Source organism: Larkinella sp. C7, from assembly GCF_006149005.1.
Taxonomy (GTDB): domain Bacteria; phylum Bacteroidota; class Bacteroidia; order Cytophagales; family Spirosomataceae; genus Larkinella.
In genome coordinates, this window is record NZ_VBSL01000002.1 from 587152 (window position 1) to 605846 (window position 18695).

An 18695-nucleotide genomic window follows, 5' to 3' on the forward strand; every position below is an offset into this window, starting at 1 on the left:
ACCGTAGGGACGGGGGGCACCGAGCACGGGTTCCATACGCTGGCCGATTACCAAAATGAAAAACGACCACTCCAAAATGAAAAAGAAGATGAAAGGCAATTTCGACCTCCAATTTTTATTCAGCTTATTTTCAATCGGATAGAAAATAATCACCGTTGTGGCACACAATTGGATAGGATCATTTTCACCACCTCATTCTCCCCGCTGACCTGACAGACCAGGGGCCTTTCATGGAACACAAACAACAGTTGGATAAAGTAACGGCAGCCGGTTTACTGGTAGCCATGGGTATTATTTTCGGAGATATTGGCACGTCTCCCCTGTATGTGCTGTCGGCCATCATGGGTCCCACCCAGCCGATTCGGTCGGATGTGGTTCGGGGAGCCATCTCCTGCATTTTCTGGACCCTAACCCTGCAAACCACCGTCAAGTACGTCATCCTGATCCTGCGGGCCGACAACAAGGGCGAAGGCGGCATCTTTGCCCTCTACGCGCTGGTGCGCAGGCACGCCAAATGGCTCACCATTCCCGCCGTGATTGGCGGCAGCGCCCTGCTGGCGGATGGGATCATTACCCCGCCGGTTTCGGTTTCGTCCGCCATCGAAGGGTTGGAGTTGTTGTATCCAGACATTCCCACGGTTCCCATCGTCATTGGCATTCTGACGGTCCTGTTTCTGATTCAGGCCCTGGGGACGAGTGTCGTTGGCACCGCCTTCGGCCCCGTCATGCTGCTGTGGTTTATCATGCTGGGGACCCTGGGATTGATCCACATCGCGGATTCACCCGGCATTTTGAGTGCCGTCAATCCGTATTATGCCTGGTGGCTGCTGGCGGAATACCCGGGTGGTTTCTGGCTTTTAGGTTCGGTTTTCCTGTGCACAACCGGTGCGGAAGCGCTGTATTCCGATCTGGGCCACTGTGGAAGGGGCAACATCCGCATCAGCTGGATTTTTGTAAAGACCTGCCTGCTGTTAAATTACTTCGGACAGGGTGCCTGGCTGCTCTCGATGGAAGGCCAGGCCCTGGGGGATCATAAACCGTTCTATGCGCTCATGCCCGACTGGTTTCTCTTCGCCGGCATCGGCATTGCGACGGCTGCGACGGTTATTGCCAGCCAGGCCCTGATTACGGGCTCGTTCACCTTGATCAGTGAAGCGATCCGGTTGAACCTGTGGCCCAAAGTGATTCTGCGCTACCCATCCGTCAAAAAAGGGCAACTCTACGTACCCAGCATCAACCTCCTGCTGTGGCTCGGTTGCGTTGGGGTCGTACTCTACTTTCGGGAATCGGCCAACATGGAGGCTGCCTACGGATTGGCCATCACCCTGACGATGTTGATGACCACCATCCTGATGACGTATTATCTATACAGCCACCGGTATAAAGCCTGGGGGGTCGTGCTGTTTCTGGTCGTCTATGTCCTGCTGGAAGGCGCCTTTCTGGTCGCCAATCTCATCAAGTTTCCCCACGGTGGTTGGGTATCGCTCTTTATCGGTTCCGCCATTGCGGTGGTGATGTATACCTGGCTCCGGGCGTTTTACATCAAACTCCGGTTGACGGAATACGTCCGAATCGACCATTACCTGAAACCGCTCATCGAACTGAGCCGGGATATCAGCATTCCGAAATATGCCACCCACCTGGTGTTTATGAGCAATGCCGCCCGCCAGTCCGAAATAGAATCGAAGATCATTTATTCCATCTTTCAGAAGCGCCCCAAGCGGGCCGATATCTTCTGGTTTGTGCATGTGGATACGACGGATGATCCGTATACGATGGAGTACAAAGTCAACACGATTGCGACCGACGATGTGTATAAAATCACGTTCCGGCTGGGCTTTCGCGTCGAGCAGCGGATCAACCTGTTTTTCCGGAAGGTGATTGAAGATCTGGTCAAAAACAAGGAAGTGGACATCACCAGCCGCTACGAATCCCTCAGTCGTCAGCATGTGATCGGTGATTTTCGGTTTGTCGTGCTGGAGAAATTTCTCTCCTTCGAGAACGACCTCCCCTGGATGGAACGGCTGATCATGAACCTGTATTTTTTCATCAAACGATTCACGACCGCCGAAGACCGCTGGTTTGGCCTTGACAGCAGTTCGGTCAAAATCGAGAAAGTGCCGCTGGTGATTCGCCCCGTCGAAAACATCAAACTCAAACGAATCGAAGCCTGAGGAGACCATGCCTGTATGGCAGCTTTAAAGGGGATCTGGATAAACTCGATTGCGGAGGCATCCGGGTCTGGGACTGCAACAAACCCAACACACCCTTAACGGTCGAGTTCTACAGTCGAACACCAGACCCTGTCGCTGCCGCAACAACCAGCGGGATTGCTCATTCTGAAGGTCAGCAGTGAATCAAAAACAGTGACCCTGAAAGTAGTGAAACAGTGCAAAACCAGAAAGGCGCGGGTCAATGATCTGCGCCTTTCTGGCTTTCATACGGCAGATTGATGGCTACCGGTCCGGCAGGTGATGCGGTTATTTGCCGATGTAGGCGTTTTTTCGATAGAGTTAATTAGTATCGGTTTTTTATCAAGTGCACCTAGACGGCAAAAAATCAATTGGCTCATTCTGCGAGTGTATTCACTCATTCAGGCGTATAGGCATAATAATTGTTGCTTTTCTCTTCCGTGAACTTCCTACTCTTTTAACCTTCAGGATCTTATGAATCAGTTTACCATCATCAAAGTATTTAGTATTATTCTGGCGCTCGCAGTAGGTTCATGTTCTAAAACCGAAGACATCGTAACGCCCGATGTTATCCATTGGAATTACGAACACCCTGATTGGCAAACACAGGGGTTTTCGGAATGTGCAGGCCCGATTCAATCGCCGGTAGATATTCAAACGAATAGCACCATTAAAGTCGATCTACCCGATCTGGATTTTAACTACAGCGCTTTTCCAATCAAAATAATAGACAATGGTCATACGCTTCAAGTCAATAATAACGGTACCAATCGAGTTGTCTACAACAAGAGAACTTATGACTTTAAACAATTCCATTTTCATTACCACAGCGAACACTTGCTTGATGGAGTAGCCAGCGATATGGAACTCCACCTGGTGCATCAGGACCCAACCTCGGGGGCGCTACTGGTGGTTGGGTATTTTCTTAAAAAAGGCGTTGCTAATTCGCTCTTTGACTCCGTGTTGAGTAATTGGCCAAAACAAAAAGAAACGGAGGTAAGTACAACTACCTCCATTGACCTGAATAGCATTCTGCCTTCCGATAAACGCTACTACACGTACACGGGGTCGCTAACCACTCCGCCGTGTTCGCAAGGGGTAATGTTTTTTATAGTGAAAACACCGATTGAGGTTTCAAGTGCACAAATTGATCAGTTCAAAGCACATTATGATCATAATGCCCGGCCTGTCCAACCGCTGAATTCAAGGCTGTTATACGAAGATATTTTGTGAAAATGTGGATGGTTTACCTCTGGTTACCTGATGCCAGCCTGATTGTAGCGATAGATCCAGAATGAAGTTGCCCGCATACCGCCCCTTCCACGCAGTCGACAGATGCCAGAAATACCAAAGGTGGGCTACTTTAGCCGACGCTCATGGGTAGTTGTTTTTAGCCTTCATTACCTCTTCGGATTCAGCACCGTAGAATGCAGCAACGCTAATTTCCATTCCCCCTTTGTTTTCTCCAACACGGCACTTTCAAGCCACCTTACCTGCCGTTGTTTTCCATCTCTTACGATATCGGCTGTATTGCGATAGCTCACCCAGGCTACCGGCCCCTTAACTGTGACTTTGATAAAATCAATGGTATTTACCCGTTTCATGCCAGTGCCCAAATATGGTTTCAGGCGATTTTCTAATGTATCAATGGTCCACACTTGTCCGTCTTCCAGCAGAACGAAATCCGTTTGGCAATAACTTCTTAGTTTGGGCAAGTCGAGATCTGCAATTGCCTGAAAAGCATCGACCACTACTTTTTTCACTCTCTCTTCTTCCTTATTCGTTTGACCATGACCTGGCAAGGCTCCTATGGTCAAGAGCACAATAAGTAAAAGCCAAAGGCGGTTTACCTGTGAAACGCGTCGGTTGCGGTTATAGGACGGCATAGCCATCATTGTTTCATGGGTTAAAAGAAGAACGGATTGTCAATGGGGTTATTTAATAGCTGACGTTCATAGCAGAGCTGTTTAAACCAATGAAAAATCATCTATGGTTTTACATATAACTACCAGATTTTCAAAAAAAAAGTCCGCTACCCTTCACTCGTCCCTCCCCCTTCCGAATTAGCCTCCAGAACGGCCTGAATCACCGGCAGTTCGGATTCCAGTACCAACAGATACTGACTGATCAGCGGGGCAATTTCAGACAGGGCCTTATGGTCGGCAATCAGGGCTTCCGTAGCCGTGATGAGTCGGGCGGCTTCGTTCAGGCCAAAGGTCTGAATCACGGCTTTCTGGGTGTGAATCAGCCGTTTGATGGCGATGATATCACCTTCTTCCAGCGACTGTCGCAATTGTTGAATCTCGACCGGCGTCTGGTTCAGAAACAACGTCATCATTTCAACCGCAAAGTCCATGTCATGCCCAACGGCTTCCAGGAGCGGTTCCACCGAGAAACTGGGTTTCGGCGTCATATACACTTTTTGGGTTTGAACTTTAGCCGGTGCGATCGGCAGGTATTTACGCATAACTCGTTGTAACTCTTCAATTTGAAACGGTTTGGGTATAAAATCATTCATACCGGCCTGCAAACACTGTTCCCGCTCGTTGGCCAGCGCGTGGGCGGTCATGGCAATAATCGGCACCGGGCTTTTCAGCATCGTTCGGATCCGGGTGGTGGTGGTGTACCCGTCCATCACCGGCATCTGAATGTCCATTAATACCAGATCGACCTCCTCTTTTTCCAGAATAGAAAGAGCTTCCTGTCCATTCTCGGCTACCTGCGCCCGGTAGCCCAGCCGATTGAGCACCTGAAGGGCCAGTCGCTGGTTCATCACGTTGTCTTCCACCACCAGAATGGTCACCTCGCGTCCCCCCAGCCCGGACGTCTCCACAGTCAGATCGGCTTCATGCTCGGGTTGGGGGGGCGCTATTTTATACGGAATTTCCACCGTAAACGTGGAGCCCTCTCCCATTCTGCTTTCCACCTTGATCCAGCCGCCCTGCATCTCAGTCAGCGACTTGACAATGTTCAGCCCCAGCCCCGTTCCGCCGTAATACCGTGTCGTGAAATCACTGGCCTGCCGGAACCGCTCAAAGATATGCGGCAGAATGGCCGTTTCCATGCCAATTCCCGTATCCTCCACCGTGAACCGAATCCGAACGCTCTCCGGTGTTTCCTCTTTCTTTTCGATGCGTACGGAAACCCCGCCCTGACGGGTAAACTTGATGGCATTGCTGAGCAGATTCAGCAGGATTTGCGTAAGCCGGGTGGGATCGCCCAGAACGACCGCTGGCAAATCGGGATCGGCGGTGACCGTCAGCCGTAGATTTTTATCCGTTGCCGACGCATCGAGCATCGTCCGGATCGAATCTACCAGGGAACTGACGCTGAATGGAATGCTTTCCAGCGGCAACATCCCCGCTTCGATTTTGGAAATATCCAGAATATCATTGACGATTGTCAGCAGATTTTTGCCGGCTGTTCGAATGTAGTCCACAAACTCCTTCTGCTCCCGATTCAAAGCCGTCGATTCCAGCAGGTTGGAAAACCCCAGAATGGCATTGAGGGGCGTGCGGATTTCGTGGCTCATGTTGGCCAGAAACTGCTTTTCGGTATGCCGGGCGTCTTCGGCAACCTGCGTAGCCTGAGCCAGTTGCTGTTCGAGCTGTTTCCGTTGCGTAATGTCATAGTGAATGCCCATCGATCCGATAACAGTCCCGCGTTCGTCGATAATGGGTGCCCCACTGATGATGACCCAGATGCGTTCGCCGTCTTTCCGGATCAGTTGCATTTCGTACGAATTGGCACCGCCCTCCCCCCGAAATTTCTGTTGTTTCTCCAGAAAATCTGTGAATTCTTTCGGTACCAGCAATTCGTCGGCCCGCTGCCCAATCAGTTCTTCTTCCGTATAGCCCACCATCTGGCAAAACCGGTCGTAGGCCTGCCGAATGACCTGATTGGCATCGACTTCGAGTAAACCGAGTTCCATCCGGTTCATAATCCCCCGGTATTTCTCTTCACTCCGCCGAATCCGTTCATCATAGCGGTATTTTTCCGTTATGTCGGTAAATTGCCACAGGTGCCCCCGATACTGTTCCTCCTGAAAAATGGGGATATAACTCCAGTCCAGAACGCGCCCGTCCAGCAGGCTTACAGAGGCATTAACCACGGTATGCTGCCGACGGATAGCCTCTTCCATCTGTTGACGGAACAACTCCGGATTGGCAAACAGGGTGTCGTTCGGATGCGCCCACTGCTCAAACCCGGTCCCGATCAATTCGCCAACCGGCCTGGGAATCCCAAACAGATCACAGTATAACTGATTGACAACAATAACCGTACGGTTTTCATCTTCAACCAGCACCCCGGTTTGCAGGTTGGTAATGAGCGAAGTCAGCCGGGCCTGTGTAGTCCGGAATTCGTCTTCGTTGATAATTCGGTTGGTAATGTCACGGGCAACGGCCACCAGTTCAGGCAGGTCGTTTTCACCACCTACCACCCGCAACGTCTGACCAATCCAAACCGTGCGGCCGTCTTTGGCCAGCACCGGAAACTCCGTGTAGGAACTCCGCTGCTTGTCCAGTAACATCTTCTGGTAAAATTCCGCTACAGTCGTTCGCCAGGACGGCACCACCAGCGTCATGAAACTCAATCCAATAATTTCGTCTTTGGTATACCCCAGACTCTGTTCGACAACCGAATTGACAAACGTAAAATAGCCGTCGATCGACGTTTTGAAAATAATATCCGGCACCGACTCCACCACGTGGCGGTAGTGTCGTTCACTTTTTTTCAGTTCCTTGTAATGAAGAAGCTGCTCATTAGCCTGGGAAAGCTGATGTTTTTTTTCTTCGAGAATAGCCTCCGTCTGCCTGCGAGCCTCTTTTTCAAGAGCCAGTTGGCGTTCGAGGTGCTCTATTGGGGACATATACGGGTTGACAAAGATAAACGGACGGTACCTGTTTCTACGTTAAGAGCTTCCGGTAATTAAAGCTTTCTGTTGATGTGAATCAGGCTTCCACGCATCAATTAATCGACAACGAAACGAATCACCACGTCGGTTTCCCCCTGGAGTTAAGCACAACGTGTCTCTTGCATCGACTGATATACCACCAATTTGTTACCAAATAGGCGGTATTGTAAACTAAATGAAGCAACAATTATGCCGTGGACTGCCCCATAAAGGTAAGAATTCCGCCGGTCTTTTCAGATGATCCGTCTTCTGTCAGAAGGAATAAGCGAAAACCTTCCCGCCTAAACCAGCCAATTTATCAGACAATTTAAATGATAACAAAAACAGGAAACCCGGTTTTTGAAGCCGGGTTCCCTGTTCAGCAATTCAAATGCGAATCGATTAGTTCATGCTCACCAGACGCTGGGGTTCAACCACCGGTGTTTTGGTTTGCAGTTTTACGGTTTTGACCTCCGTGTTGGCACCGTCGGTAATTTCAACTTTGTAGACGCCGTCTTCCAGTTGATTCAGATCAAATCGGATGGTCGTAACCTCGTGGCCCTCGCCCAATCGTTTGGTAACCAGCGTCCGGCCTTCGCTGTTGATGAGCCGAATATGGATTTTACTGTCGGTTTCTTTCTGAACGTTCACACTCACCTTCATGCTGTTGATCAGCGGATAAACGGCCGACTGAAACGTGGATTTCGGCTTGGCCTTTTCGTGGTTGTCGGCAGCGAAAGTAGTTGAGACGGCAAAAGTCAAAGCCAATAAAGCGGAAGCGAATAGCGTTTTCATGAGATTTGTTGTTTAAGGATGTTCGTGTTTTGTGTTGTTTACTGCCTGGATCGGCCGTTTTGATGATTCAAAGGTAGTATCTTCATAAGGTACCTTGCTATACATAGTACTTTGGCGGCAAAATACCGGGTCGAATGGTCGATAGATCGGATGAGTTTCCGGAACGCTTTCGGCTCCGGCGTTTTTCAGGCTTTTTTGGGTGCCTTTTTCTGCTGACCGATGCCAAACTGATCGCCCGCGGCCACGGCTTTTCCGCCACTGAAATGGATTTCAACCATCTTTTCGCTCTGCACCCAGTTGTAATTCGAATCTTCCAGGCTGGTGACGATTTTACGTGTTTTCACATCGATGACATCACCGGTAGACGGATACGCATATTTTCCATCTACACTGAACGTAATCCAGCCCGGCATGTCGCGCACCAGAATCGAGGTTTTCTGAACCGGCGGCATCACGGTATTGTCAAAAACGTGCAGCCGGTTGTTGGCACCGTCGCACAGCCAGATTTCCTTTTCATCGGGCGTCATCCCAATCCCGTGGCTCGGACATCCGTGGCGTTTAACTTCGCCGATGTTGAAGCCTTCCACCACCACGCGGTGCAGAAATTTGCCGCTCACCAGGTCGCCCACCTCGAAGCCCAGCAACCCATTCACGTTTACGTATACCAGGGTCTGCGAACCGTTAATGGTAAAGGGGCGAATGTCGGCCCCAAACGGCCCGACTTTTTTGGTGACCGTGTGCGTTTTTGCGTCAGCCACGTTCAGCATCGTCGATTTCAGCCCGGCCAGGTACACAAAATTCCCATCCGGTCCATAAATGGTGTTGTGTGAGCCCGAATTGGTCACGATTTTGGTGATGACGTCACCGGTTTTGGCATCCACCACCGTCCAGAATTCCTTTTCCAGCGAAGGCATGTAAATCGTCTTTCCGTCCGGCGAAATCGAAATCCGGTCGACACCCCCTTCGTATTCTTTTTCCCACAACACTTTCTCGGTCGTCAGGTCGAGGCACTGCAACGCTTCCAGTGTACTGATGTACAGGCAATTGGTAGCCAGGCTAACATCCACGCCTTTCACATTCGACGGTTTTCCATTCTTCTGAAAGCCCTTCGTTGGGATAAATTTTACAAACCGGTGGTGGTTATCGATGTCGAAAACCTGAATACCGTGGCCGCCGTAGCCCAGGTAATTCCGCACACCCGGCGTTACGACGTAGAGATACCGCTGCACTTTCGGCGCGGGTTCCACCAGGGAATGGCTGATTTTTCCGGGGGACGTAAAAACCCAGGCCGTCGTGGACGTGAGAAACAGCCCGCCAATGAGAAAGCGTAAAATCATTCGTGTCGGTTTCATTTCAGGAGAATTTAGGATGCCATGATCAGCGAATGAAGAAAAAATCCTACCCAATCTACCCACCACAATGTGGGGGAAAGACCGAAACTCAAGCGGTTTTTAATCGCCCTGCGTGCTTTTTTGAACGAAGCCTAAAATATTTCCAACCATCTGACCACCTACGCAGTTAGATTGAAACGAATCAACCAACGCACATCATGACGACAAAGGAAAGCAAAACAGCACTGATTACGGGAGCCTCCAGCGGAATCGGCCAGGAACTGGCAAAACTGTTTGCAAAAGATGGTTACAACCTGATTCTTGTAGCCCGCAGCACCGACGTTCTGAACGAACTCGGCGGACGGTTTTGGGACGAATACGGGGTTGAAACGACGGTCATTACGAAAGATCTCTCGGAAGAAGATGCCGCTCAGGATGTCTATAACCAGGTCAAAGCGAAGAATCTATCGGTCGATGTCCTGGTCAACGACGCCGGTGTCGGCCTTTACGGGCTTTTTGCCACTGAAACCGACTGGGAACGGGAAAAATCGCTGATCCACCTGAACGTCCTGACCACCACGCAGATGACCAAGCTCTTCCTGAAAGAGATGGTGGAGCGGAACGAAGGAAAAATCCTGAATCTGGCGTCGCTGGTATCGATAACCCCCATGCCGCTGATGGCGGTTTATGCCGCCACAAAGGCGTATATCTATAATTTTACGCAGTCGCTGATCAACGAATTGAAGGACACCAACGTCAGTGTGACGGCTTTGCTTCCCAACGCCACCGATACCGACTTTTTCAATAAAGCCGGTGCCGCGAACACGAAAGCGACTGAGAATCTGGACAATCCGGCCACGGTTGCCAAAGACGCCTACCAGGCGCTGATGAAAGGGGCATCGAAAGTGGTGCCAGGCGGTTTGGTCAACAAAGCCTACGAAGTGGTGTCGTATGTGGCTCCGCAGGAAACCCTGGCGGGGATGATGCGGAAGACGATGCAGCCAAAAGCGGAACCCAAAACCAACGAAAAAGACAACAAAGCGGCTTTGACGTGGGGAATCGGTCTGGCGGCTGTGGTGCTGGCCGGAGCGGCCATTGCCCTTGTGTATGCCAATAGCAGTGAATATGATAAAGTTCGGTATCGCTACAAAGCGGGTAAAATCAAATCCGGTGCCGATGACGTGTATGACGATGTGAAAGACAGCCTGCTCAGCGGTCTGAACAGCATCAAAGACGCCGTCAGCACGGCCAAAGAAGTGGTTGCCAAAGCGAAAGAAACCTTCGCGGAAGCACTGGCGTAATTTAGCGATTCGAAACCCTGACAGGGCTTTCGACCACATTGGTGGTCCGACGCTGTCAGGGTTTCAAACTTCACAATTCACTCAAATACAGCACAATCCCCACTGAAACCCGAAAAGTGCTGACATCGGCTTTGTCAGTCGTCCGTTCGCCGTTCAGGTCGATGACCGATTTGCCACCTGCCTGAAAAGAACCGTTTAGGGTCAGGGCCACGGGCAATGACAGAAAGTAATTGATTCCCGCGCCGAAATGCGCCGCCCCTCCTTTGAACAGAATGTTGTCGTACGCATTGTTGTTGATCACCTGATCGACCTTTCCGGCCCGGTGAGCATACCCCAGCTCCGCAAAGGGGCGCAGGGCGTGGGTGGTGGCCGAAAAATTAAAGCGCACACCGCCCGTCAGGTTCGTAAATTGAAAAGACTCGGCGTCGATTTTTTTCAGGTTCATTTTCGTCCGGTCATACTGCGCAAATACTTCAAACCGCTGCGTCAGGCCAAACCCGACGCGACCGCCAAAACCGATGCCGTTGCCGGAATTTTCGTCCAGGAACTGAAAATAGTCCGACGACCAGCCAAGCATGTGGCCTTGTAAACTCAGGCTAAGCCCTTCGGTCGTCGATTTCTGACGAATGGTTTGCGAGAAAGCGGGGGCCGAACCGACTAAACCAGCCAGCAAAAACAACAAAAATATCGAGGGAAGTCGCATGGTTGAATGACGCGTTTAAGTACGAAAAATCGACTGATGGATACTGGATTAAAAGGTAAGAACCGTGTCGCCGGTGCGAACTTCGAAGGTTTGGCCGGCCGGAAAAACCACCGGTTTCCCTTTGACTTCTTCGCTGATGGTGGCCGACCGCAGCGCGAGCCGTTGGCCGTTGGCGGCTTCAACGGCATAGATCCGAAATTCGAGCAAGTCCTTTTTTCGGAATAAATCGTTGCCCGCCTGCCTGATCCGGGTCACTTCCCCAAAGGCCGTCGCACCCGCCTGAATCACCACTTCGCCCTCACTCATCACCACGTCAATGACCCGGAACCGAACCGTCTCACCTTCCTGAGCGCGGGACGACGACAGATCGTTGCTCAACGCCAGCTTCACCGGCAAACGCCTGACGGCAACCGACTTGCGAGTCACCGGACGTTTCACGGGTTCCGGTACCGGCTCCGTGGTCGTCGGCGCAACGGGTTCTTCCTGGGGCGGGGTCACCGGTTTTTCCTCACCAGCCCTGGGCGACCCGGTTTTGGGTTTGATTGCACCCGGTTTTTTCGGCAGGCTCGTTTTGGGTTTGTCTTCAACCGGATCGGGCGTTGGTTCAGGAACCGTAACCCGGTTTTCGCGGGGTTCAGCATACACCAGCGTTGGCGTGGTTCCTGGCGCAACAGCGGGCTTAATCTGTACCGACGGCTTCCTGCCGCTATCACCGATTTTTGTCGTGGATTTGGGCTGCGGGTTGCGGTCCAGGAGCAGCATCCCCAGAAACAGCACCGCGACCAGCGTGAGGGTTCCTGCCAGCAGGAATTCCCAGTTCGTGCGAAACCAGTCCGGCGCATGCTGGGTTAGAAACCAGCCTGAAAAGTAGGATTCTGATTTTTTTGCTCCCGCCAGCTTTCGATTGGGCTGCATATCCACCACATCCGTGACCGGCAGCGGAGGCACGATTTGGGCGGGGTCCAGAACCGGGGCCGAGGCATAAAAAGGTTGCAGGGCTTTTTGAAAGGCTTTGGCGTCGGCAAACCGTTTGGCCGGATTTTTATCCAGTGCTTTTTGCACCACTGCTTCCAGTTCTTTCGGGATCTGTCCATCCAGTTTTCGCAGTGGAATCGGTTTTTCGCGTACAATGGCCTGCATGAGTTCGTAATCCGTCCGGCTGGCAAAAGGCAGTTTCCCCGACAGCAGTTCGTACAGCAAAACGCCCATGGCATACAGATCCGAAGCGGGCGAAGGCTCCTGTCCTTCAATGAGTTCCGGAGCCATGTATTCAAGTGTTCCCACAATGCGGTTGGCCTGCGTCAGTCGCTGCTCCCCGCTCACGCGGGCAATGCCAAAATCCATCAGTTTGATGGTTCCTTCCGGCGTCAGCATCAGGTTGGCCGGTTTGATGTCCCGGTGCAGAACCCCCTTCCGGTGCGCGTGCGCCATGCCTTCGAGCCCCTGTCTGACCACCTCCGCAGCCAGGGCAGGTGAAAAAGCCCCGGCTTTCCGAATCAACGTTTCCAGACTATCGCCTTCGACGTATTCCATTGCCATGAAATAGTCGGCGTTATCCTGCAAAAAATTGTAGACAACCGCAATGTTGGGATGGTTCAGCCGGGCCAGGATCAGGGCTTCGTTCCGAAACCGCTCCATGAAAGACGTCTGGGAAACGAGGTGCGGGTGGAGCATTTTCACCGCAACCAGTCGTTGCAGCAGCGTGTCGGTTGCCTGATAAACCGTTCCCATACCGCCTTCGCCCAGGAGCGATTCAATGCGATAGTGCTGGATGAGACGGCCTTTTAGGGTGGGTTTCTGGTTATTCATGGGGCCGTTCGCTGTCACGCGTAAAGGGTACATCAATTTCGCGGGTTTCGCGCGGGGCAGGTAGCGTTCCGGTGACGGTTCGCTCGGCCAGCACCACGGTGATGTTGTCGTGACCACCCCGGTTTTTGGCCAGTTGAACGAGTTCGGAAGCGACCTGGGGCAAGGTGTCCTGTGCCAGCAGCCGCAGCAAATCCTCCTCCCGGCAGTATTCGTACAAACCGTCGGAACACAGCAGCAGCCGGTCACCGGTATCGAACGGCAGCACGCAACGGCCCAGGTCCACCCGAATGTCGGCTTTCGTACCCATTGCCTGCGTCAGGACGTTGCGTTCGGGATGGCGGGCGGCTTTTTCCTCCGTGATTTCCCCCATTTTTAGCAATTGCTGGACATACGTATGGTCTTCCGTCAACTGGACGAGTTGACCGTTTTTGTACAGATACGCCCGGCTGTCGCCCACATGCGCGAAATACAGTTGCTCGTTCTGAACCACCACGGCGGTGCAGGTTGTCCCCATACCCCGGAAAGTTTCGTGCTGAAGCGACTCGTCAAAAATTTGCCGGTTGGCAATCTGAAAAGCGCGCATCAGGCTATTTTCAGTGGTATCGCGGAATTGAAAATATTCCCGGCTGACCGTCTCGGCGGCCATCTGACTGGCGATTTCCCCCGCCAGATGCCCACCCATGCCATCCGCCACCAGCAACAGATAGCCTTTTACCCGGCGGATGCCTTCATCGGCCAGCCGGACGAACAAGCCGGTGTCTTCGTTGTTTTTCCGGACATTCCCGATGTCCGAAACGACGATGGCATTGAGGTCGCCGGAAACGACGGGCGGTGTGGCCGGGTCTTCCCCCCCGCGTTCCGCCGACACGCGTTCTTCAACGGTTTCCGGCAAGGCGGGCGACGATTTTTTCCCGAAAAGATACTGGACTATATTTTTCATGAACGCACTCTTTATCAGTTCGTTAAAGCATCTTTTCAGGCCTTGAATCAGTCGACCACCTGCCGACGGCCCATCAGTTCAAGGCCGTAGGAGATGGGCACGGCAAAGGTGATGCGCGTGGCATCCTGCGTGGTGTTACTGGCGGTAAAGATGCCGATGACATTGCCCTCCCGGTCGAAAACCGGCCCTCCGCTGTTGCCCGCGCCGGTGGCGTTGACCGTGAGCTGGTAATAATCCCCAAACTCGCTGTAATAGCTGGACGACTTGCCGCTGCTCTGGCCTTTGATGATCTTGCCGACGTTGCCGGGGGTGACGGTCACGTCCGGCACCTTGACAAACTGCGGGTTGCGGTTGGCAAAATCCGACGAATTTTCGCCCACAAAGACATCCGGCGAAATACCGGGATAGCCCATCACCGTGACCAACTGACCCGAGGCAATGTCTTTTTCCGCATTCCGCATCTGAACGGGAGACAGGGTTTCGGCCAGGTCGATTTTGATCATGGCCACATCGTGTTTGGGCGAGATGATGGGTTTGCCGCTGGCCGGAAAACGCTGCTCGTTTTTGTTAAAAGTGACGTCGAGGTACGTATTGACCCCTTCGATGACTTTCCCCGACATCGGTTTTTTGCCGAAAAACCGTGTTTCTCCCGGCACCCAGCGGAACGGTTGCACCCGCTCCGGGCTGATTTCCCAACCCTTGGCACCCTGCACCAGCAGCAGGCCGGGAAACGCATCGGGCGGAAAATTGTAGTAGGAATTCCAGGCAGCAGCCACATGGCGGTTGGTCAGAATGTGGCCCTGGGGCGAAACCACGAAACCCGAACCACTGGCCCCGTGCATGGCAATGGGTTCGCCCACGGCCACGTCTTTTTTCAGCCCCAGCAGTGGTTCAATCTGACCGGGTTCGACTTCAATGTACATCGGGATATTTTTCGTTGTGCCGTCCCATTGTTTAACCGGCATATACTGTTGGTAAATATCGTCACCGGTCGGGGTGTAGATCAGTTTGTAACCAAATTCGATGAAAACCACTTTGCTGGTGTTGGCAGAGGCAATTTGCTCGGTCGTCAGGGAATGATCCGGTTTCGAAGCCGGTAACACAACCGGGCGGTTGACAACCACCGTGGTATTGGTCCGGAACTGGTCTTTAAACGCGAAGGCGATGCCGGATAAAATGGCCAGCACCAGGGCGGCTCCTACCAGCACCGAGCGCGTTGTTTTTTTGCGTTCGGTCACCATCATCCGTTCAACGGTTTGCTTGCCCAGGCCCGCTTTGGCCGGCACACCGGAAAAGTCTAATGCATCGGAAACCGGCACCGGCATTTTGAATTCACTGGTTGGGTTGTCGGGCGCAGGCATCTCGACCAGCCGCGTGCTCTGCATCCACTCGGCGGGGCGGGGATTGAGGTCGAACTGGAAAACCGGGCCGCCCTGGCCAAGCTGCACTTCGTCGCCCGGTTGCAGAACCGCCGAGCCGACAATGCGGGTTTTGTTGACGAAAATACCGTTCCGGGAGTTGTTGTCGACCACCTTGAAAACCGGCTGCGGTCCTTCTTCTTTCACGAGTTTGCCGTGTTCGCGGGAAACCGTCGAGTCCAGTTCGGGATCGAACCGCAGGTCGTTGGCGATGCCCCGCCCGAACGTCAGTTCGGTGTATTTCTTGTAGTCGAATTCTTCGACCTGGTTGGCTTTGGTGCCGGTAAGATGACGGATGACAAACCGTTCTATTCGAGTGGCCATGAGTGACAGGAGTTAATACGTTGTAGGGTTGGATTTTTTTTGCCGTTTGGACACTACAAAGGTGGGGAACCGGCCCGCGGGAGGAAATCGGGAAAAGCCCTGATTTTCGACTCCGGGAAACCTGTATTTTGCGTCTATAGGAAAACCTATATTTTGCGGTAGTCCGTTGTACTTGAAGGTTTTATATCCGTACTTTCGGCATCCTCTTTCACTTTCAGGCCATGCGTAACCTCCTGCTCCTGCTTCTATCCAGTACGGTCGCCCTTGCCCAGAATCCGGTGATCGATTCGCTGCAAAACCGGCTGAAACAGCCTCAGGCGGATAGCTTTCGTGTCCTGACTCTACACGAACTGGCGACCAATTACTGGTGGAATGGCTATGATTCACTCGCCATCCAGACGCTTCGTGCAGGTATGCGGGTGGCCCGGAAAGCGAACTACCCCACGGGCGAAATCCGCGCCCGGCTGGCCCTGGCCCGCATCGAAGCCGATTACCTGTCTGACACAAAAACCGCTCACGCTCAACTGGATACCGCCCAAAACCGGGCAATTGCCATCCATGATCTGTCGTTGCAGGGACAGGTTTTTCTCCGGCGGGCGCAGTTGTATTCAAACATCATGGCGAAACTCCCGGAAGCCCGAACCCTGTTGCAGCAGGCCCTGGCGAAGTTTCGGGAAGGCAACGACCGGCGTTGGGAAGCACAGGCGTACAACGAACTGGCGATCATGCAAATGGGGGAAGGACAGTACGTCGAAGCAATCAATCTGTGGCTCAAGGCCCGGCGGATTCAGGAAAGCATGAACGACTGGAAAAGCCTGCGGTCTACCCTGCCGAATCTGGGTGCGGCTTACGTGAAACTCAACCGGTATGACGATGCTCTGGCCTGTTTTGCCGAGGGTGAAAAAATTGCCAACCGGCTGAACGATCGTCTGGTTAAAACCTTTCTGGTCGGCAAAAAAGCGGAAATCTTCGAGCGAAAAGGTCAATACACACCGGCGCTTGCTCTCTACCTCGAGCAGGTAAAAGCGTATGAAAATCCTTACCTGCCCAGTAATCTGGCGCGGGCCTACGGTGCGGTGGGTCGGATGTACATTGCTCTCCACCAGTATGACAAAGCCCTTGCCTACTCCCAACGCTCGCAGGACACGTACCGAAAAACCGTTGAGAAGACCGAGGAGGCTCTGGAGCATAACGCCCAGCATAATTTCGGGGAAATTCACATCGGACTGAAGCAGTATGAACGGGCGATTCCGTATGCCAAAACCGGGCTGGCGTGGACGAAAGACATCCGCGAAATGCGACCCGAACGCACCAAATACCTGCAGCAACTGGCCGTTGCCTACGAACACCTGAACCAGCCCGCCCAGGCACTGTATTATTTCAAATGGTATAAAGCGGAAGCCGATACGATGCTGAATGAAGAAGCCATTCAGAAAGCGACGGCGGCCAGCATGACCTACGATTTTGAGAAAAAACAGCAGGTGACCCGGCTCCGGCAGGCGCAGCAACAAAACCGCATCACCTCGCTGGAAAAAGACCAACTGGCCCAGTCCCGCAACTTCCTGATTGCGATGCTGTTGCTCAGTGCCGGAACGCTCGGCTACGTGATCTGGAGCAACCGGCGGTTGCGAATCAAAAACGAGGAGCTTTCCCGGAAAAATGCCGAGATTGAAGCCGCGCTCTACCGCGGTCAGACGATGGAACGGAAGCGGGTGGCCAGTGAACTGCACGACAGCGTGGCGGCCAAGGTATCGGCCCTGAAGTGGCGGTTCGAAGCCATGGACACCTCGCAGTTTGACGATGGCCAGCAGCGGGAACACACGCGCCTGCTGGATCACATGGGTGAAGTGTATGACGACATCCGGGCGATTTCGCACAACCTGATGCCCGAAATCCTCGAAAAACAGGGCTTGCAGGCGGCTTTGATCAAACTGACGGATACCTTAAACGTGCAGAACCGCACCCGGTTTATGCTGGAAGTGGACGACTCGGGCGCGGACGTGCGGGGAAAAACCGCCTATGAACTCTACGCCATTTCGCTCGAACTGGTCAATAACATTCTCAAACACGCCAACGCCCGCAGTGCGGGGATTGCCCTGCACCGCCAGAACGGTTTTCTGAAACTGACCATTCAGGACGACGGCGCAGGCATTGATGAGAACAGGATTTCGGACGGAGTTGGCATGCGGAATATGCAGTCGCGGCTGGAACGGCTGGGCGGCAGTTTCTACATTTCAAGTCCCGAGCCGGGTGGCACCTGTGTGAATGTGCAGATTCCGATGGCCAGTTAAAACCGCCCTGACGCTACAGCAAACCGTGCCGGACGGCGTATTTGATGATGCCAATTGAATTTTTGACGGCCAGTTTCCGCAGTATATTGTGGCGGTGCGTCTCAACCGTTCCGGGACTGATGAACAGTTTTTCGGCGATGGCGTTGGTGGAAAGTTCCTGCGCCACGAGCCGGATGATCTCGAGTTCGCGGTCGGTCAGGGGCGACAGGGGTGCGGGGGCTTCGTCCAACGCCCGAACCGGGCTTACCGGCAGCGCCACCAACTGGGTCATGACCGATTCCGAGAAATACTTCTCCCCACGGGCCACGGTTTTCACGGCTTTCTCCAGTTCGGCTTTCCCGGCTTTTTTCATCACGTAGCCCGATATACCGGCCCGGAACGCTTCCCGAATGCTGTCGGCATCTTCCGAAACCGTCAGCATCAGCACTTTGATGTGGGGAAACTGCTGGCGGATTTTCAGCGTCAGATTAATTCCGTCGAGGTGCGGCATGTTCATGTCCGACAGCACAATATCGACCTCCTGATTCCCCAAAAAACCCATTACATCCCGGCTGTCGTTCAGCGTACCCATGATTTCGACCCCGTCGATGCGGCTCAGCAGCAGAGACAAACTGTCCAGAATAATTTCGTGATCATCCGTTAAGAGTAGACGTATGGGGGGCATAGGCAACAGAGTCAGGGTGAATCTCGCGGGTCT

At 52.9% G+C, this 18695-nt stretch carries 13 protein-coding genes; 4 read left to right on the forward strand and 9 right to left on the reverse strand.

Going from position 1 to position 18695, the window contains the following annotated elements; all coding sequences use genetic code 11:
• Positions 1-230 precede the first annotated feature (230 nt).
• Together FH871_RS07580 and FH871_RS07585 are read left to right on the forward strand one after the other, a co-directional pair.
• A complete protein-coding gene (locus FH871_RS07580; RefSeq protein ID WP_138990823.1) occupies positions 231-2174 on the forward strand; it encodes a KUP/HAK/KT family potassium transporter in 1944 nt (647 codons plus the stop codon).
• 492 nt (positions 2175-2666) lie between these two features.
• Entirely contained in the window at positions 2667-3425 is a 759-nt protein-coding gene (locus FH871_RS07585) for a carbonic anhydrase (protein WP_138990824.1), read from the forward strand.
• 167 nt (positions 3426-3592) lie between these two features.
• On the opposite strand, the gene FH871_RS07590 is transcribed toward FH871_RS07585, so the two are convergent.
• The 4 genes from FH871_RS07590 to FH871_RS07605 all read right to left on the reverse strand — a co-directional run bounded on the left by FH871_RS07590 (position 3593) and on the right by FH871_RS07605 (position 9233).
• A complete protein-coding gene (locus tag FH871_RS07590; RefSeq protein ID WP_138990825.1) occupies positions 3593-4087 on the reverse strand; it encodes a nuclear transport factor 2 family protein in 495 nt (164 codons plus the stop codon).
• Between the two features lie 137 nt (positions 4088-4224).
• Positions 4225-7062, reverse strand: a complete 2838-nt coding sequence (locus tag FH871_RS07595; protein WP_138990826.1) for a PAS domain S-box protein — start codon at positions 7060-7062, stop codon at positions 4225-4227.
• A gap of 426 nt (positions 7063-7488) precedes the next feature.
• Positions 7489-7881, reverse strand: a complete 393-nt coding sequence (locus FH871_RS07600; RefSeq protein WP_138990827.1) for a T9SS type A sorting domain-containing protein — start codon at positions 7879-7881, stop codon at positions 7489-7491.
• Positions 7882-8066: 185 nt separating this feature from the next.
• Complete coding sequence (locus FH871_RS07605) at positions 8067-9233, reverse strand: hypothetical protein (protein ID WP_138990828.1); 1167 nt, start codon at positions 9231-9233, stop codon at positions 8067-8069.
• 197 nt (positions 9234-9430) lie between these two features.
• Here FH871_RS07605 and FH871_RS07610 point away from each other — a divergent pair, with 197 nt between their 5' ends.
• Entirely contained in the window at positions 9431-10513 is a 1083-nt protein-coding gene (locus FH871_RS07610; RefSeq protein WP_138990829.1) for an SDR family oxidoreductase, read from the forward strand.
• Between the two features lie 70 nt (positions 10514-10583).
• On the opposite strand, the gene FH871_RS07615 is transcribed toward FH871_RS07610, so the two are convergent.
• From FH871_RS07615 to FH871_RS07630, 4 genes are read right to left on the reverse strand one after another with little or no spacing between them, the layout of a single operon-like run.
• Complete coding sequence (locus tag FH871_RS07615) at positions 10584-11216, reverse strand: outer membrane beta-barrel protein (protein ID WP_138990830.1); 633 nt, start codon at positions 11214-11216, stop codon at positions 10584-10586.
• 48 nt (positions 11217-11264) lie between these two features.
• Complete coding sequence (locus FH871_RS07620) at positions 11265-13058, reverse strand: serine/threonine-protein kinase (protein WP_138990831.1); 1794 nt, start codon at positions 13056-13058, stop codon at positions 11265-11267.
• Positions 13018-13965 carry a Stp1/IreP family PP2C-type Ser/Thr phosphatase gene (locus FH871_RS07625; RefSeq protein WP_138990832.1) on the reverse strand — a complete coding sequence of 316 codons (948 nt, stop codon included), beginning with the start codon at positions 13963-13965 and terminating at the stop codon, positions 13018-13020. Before FH871_RS07625 ends, FH871_RS07620 begins: the two co-directional genes overlap by 41 nt.
• A gap of 47 nt (positions 13966-14012) precedes the next feature.
• Positions 14013-15707, reverse strand: coding sequence for a trypsin-like peptidase domain-containing protein (locus FH871_RS07630; protein WP_138990833.1), 1695 nt, complete (start codon positions 15705-15707; stop codon positions 14013-14015).
• Positions 15708-15928: 221 nt separating this feature from the next.
• Here FH871_RS07630 and FH871_RS07635 point away from each other — a divergent pair, with 221 nt between their 5' ends.
• The gene (locus tag FH871_RS07635; protein ID WP_138990834.1) at positions 15929-17998 is read left to right on the forward strand and encodes a tetratricopeptide repeat protein; all 2070 of its coding nucleotides are present in this window, start codon (positions 15929-15931) and stop codon (positions 17996-17998) included.
• Between the two features lie 13 nt (positions 17999-18011).
• Here the strand turns inward: FH871_RS07635 and FH871_RS07640 are convergent, their stop codons facing one another.
• Positions 18012-18662: a response regulator transcription factor gene (locus FH871_RS07640; RefSeq protein ID WP_138990835.1), complete on the reverse strand. Its 651-nt coding sequence runs from the start codon at positions 18660-18662 to the stop codon at positions 18012-18014.
• Positions 18663-18695: the final 33 nt, after the last annotated feature.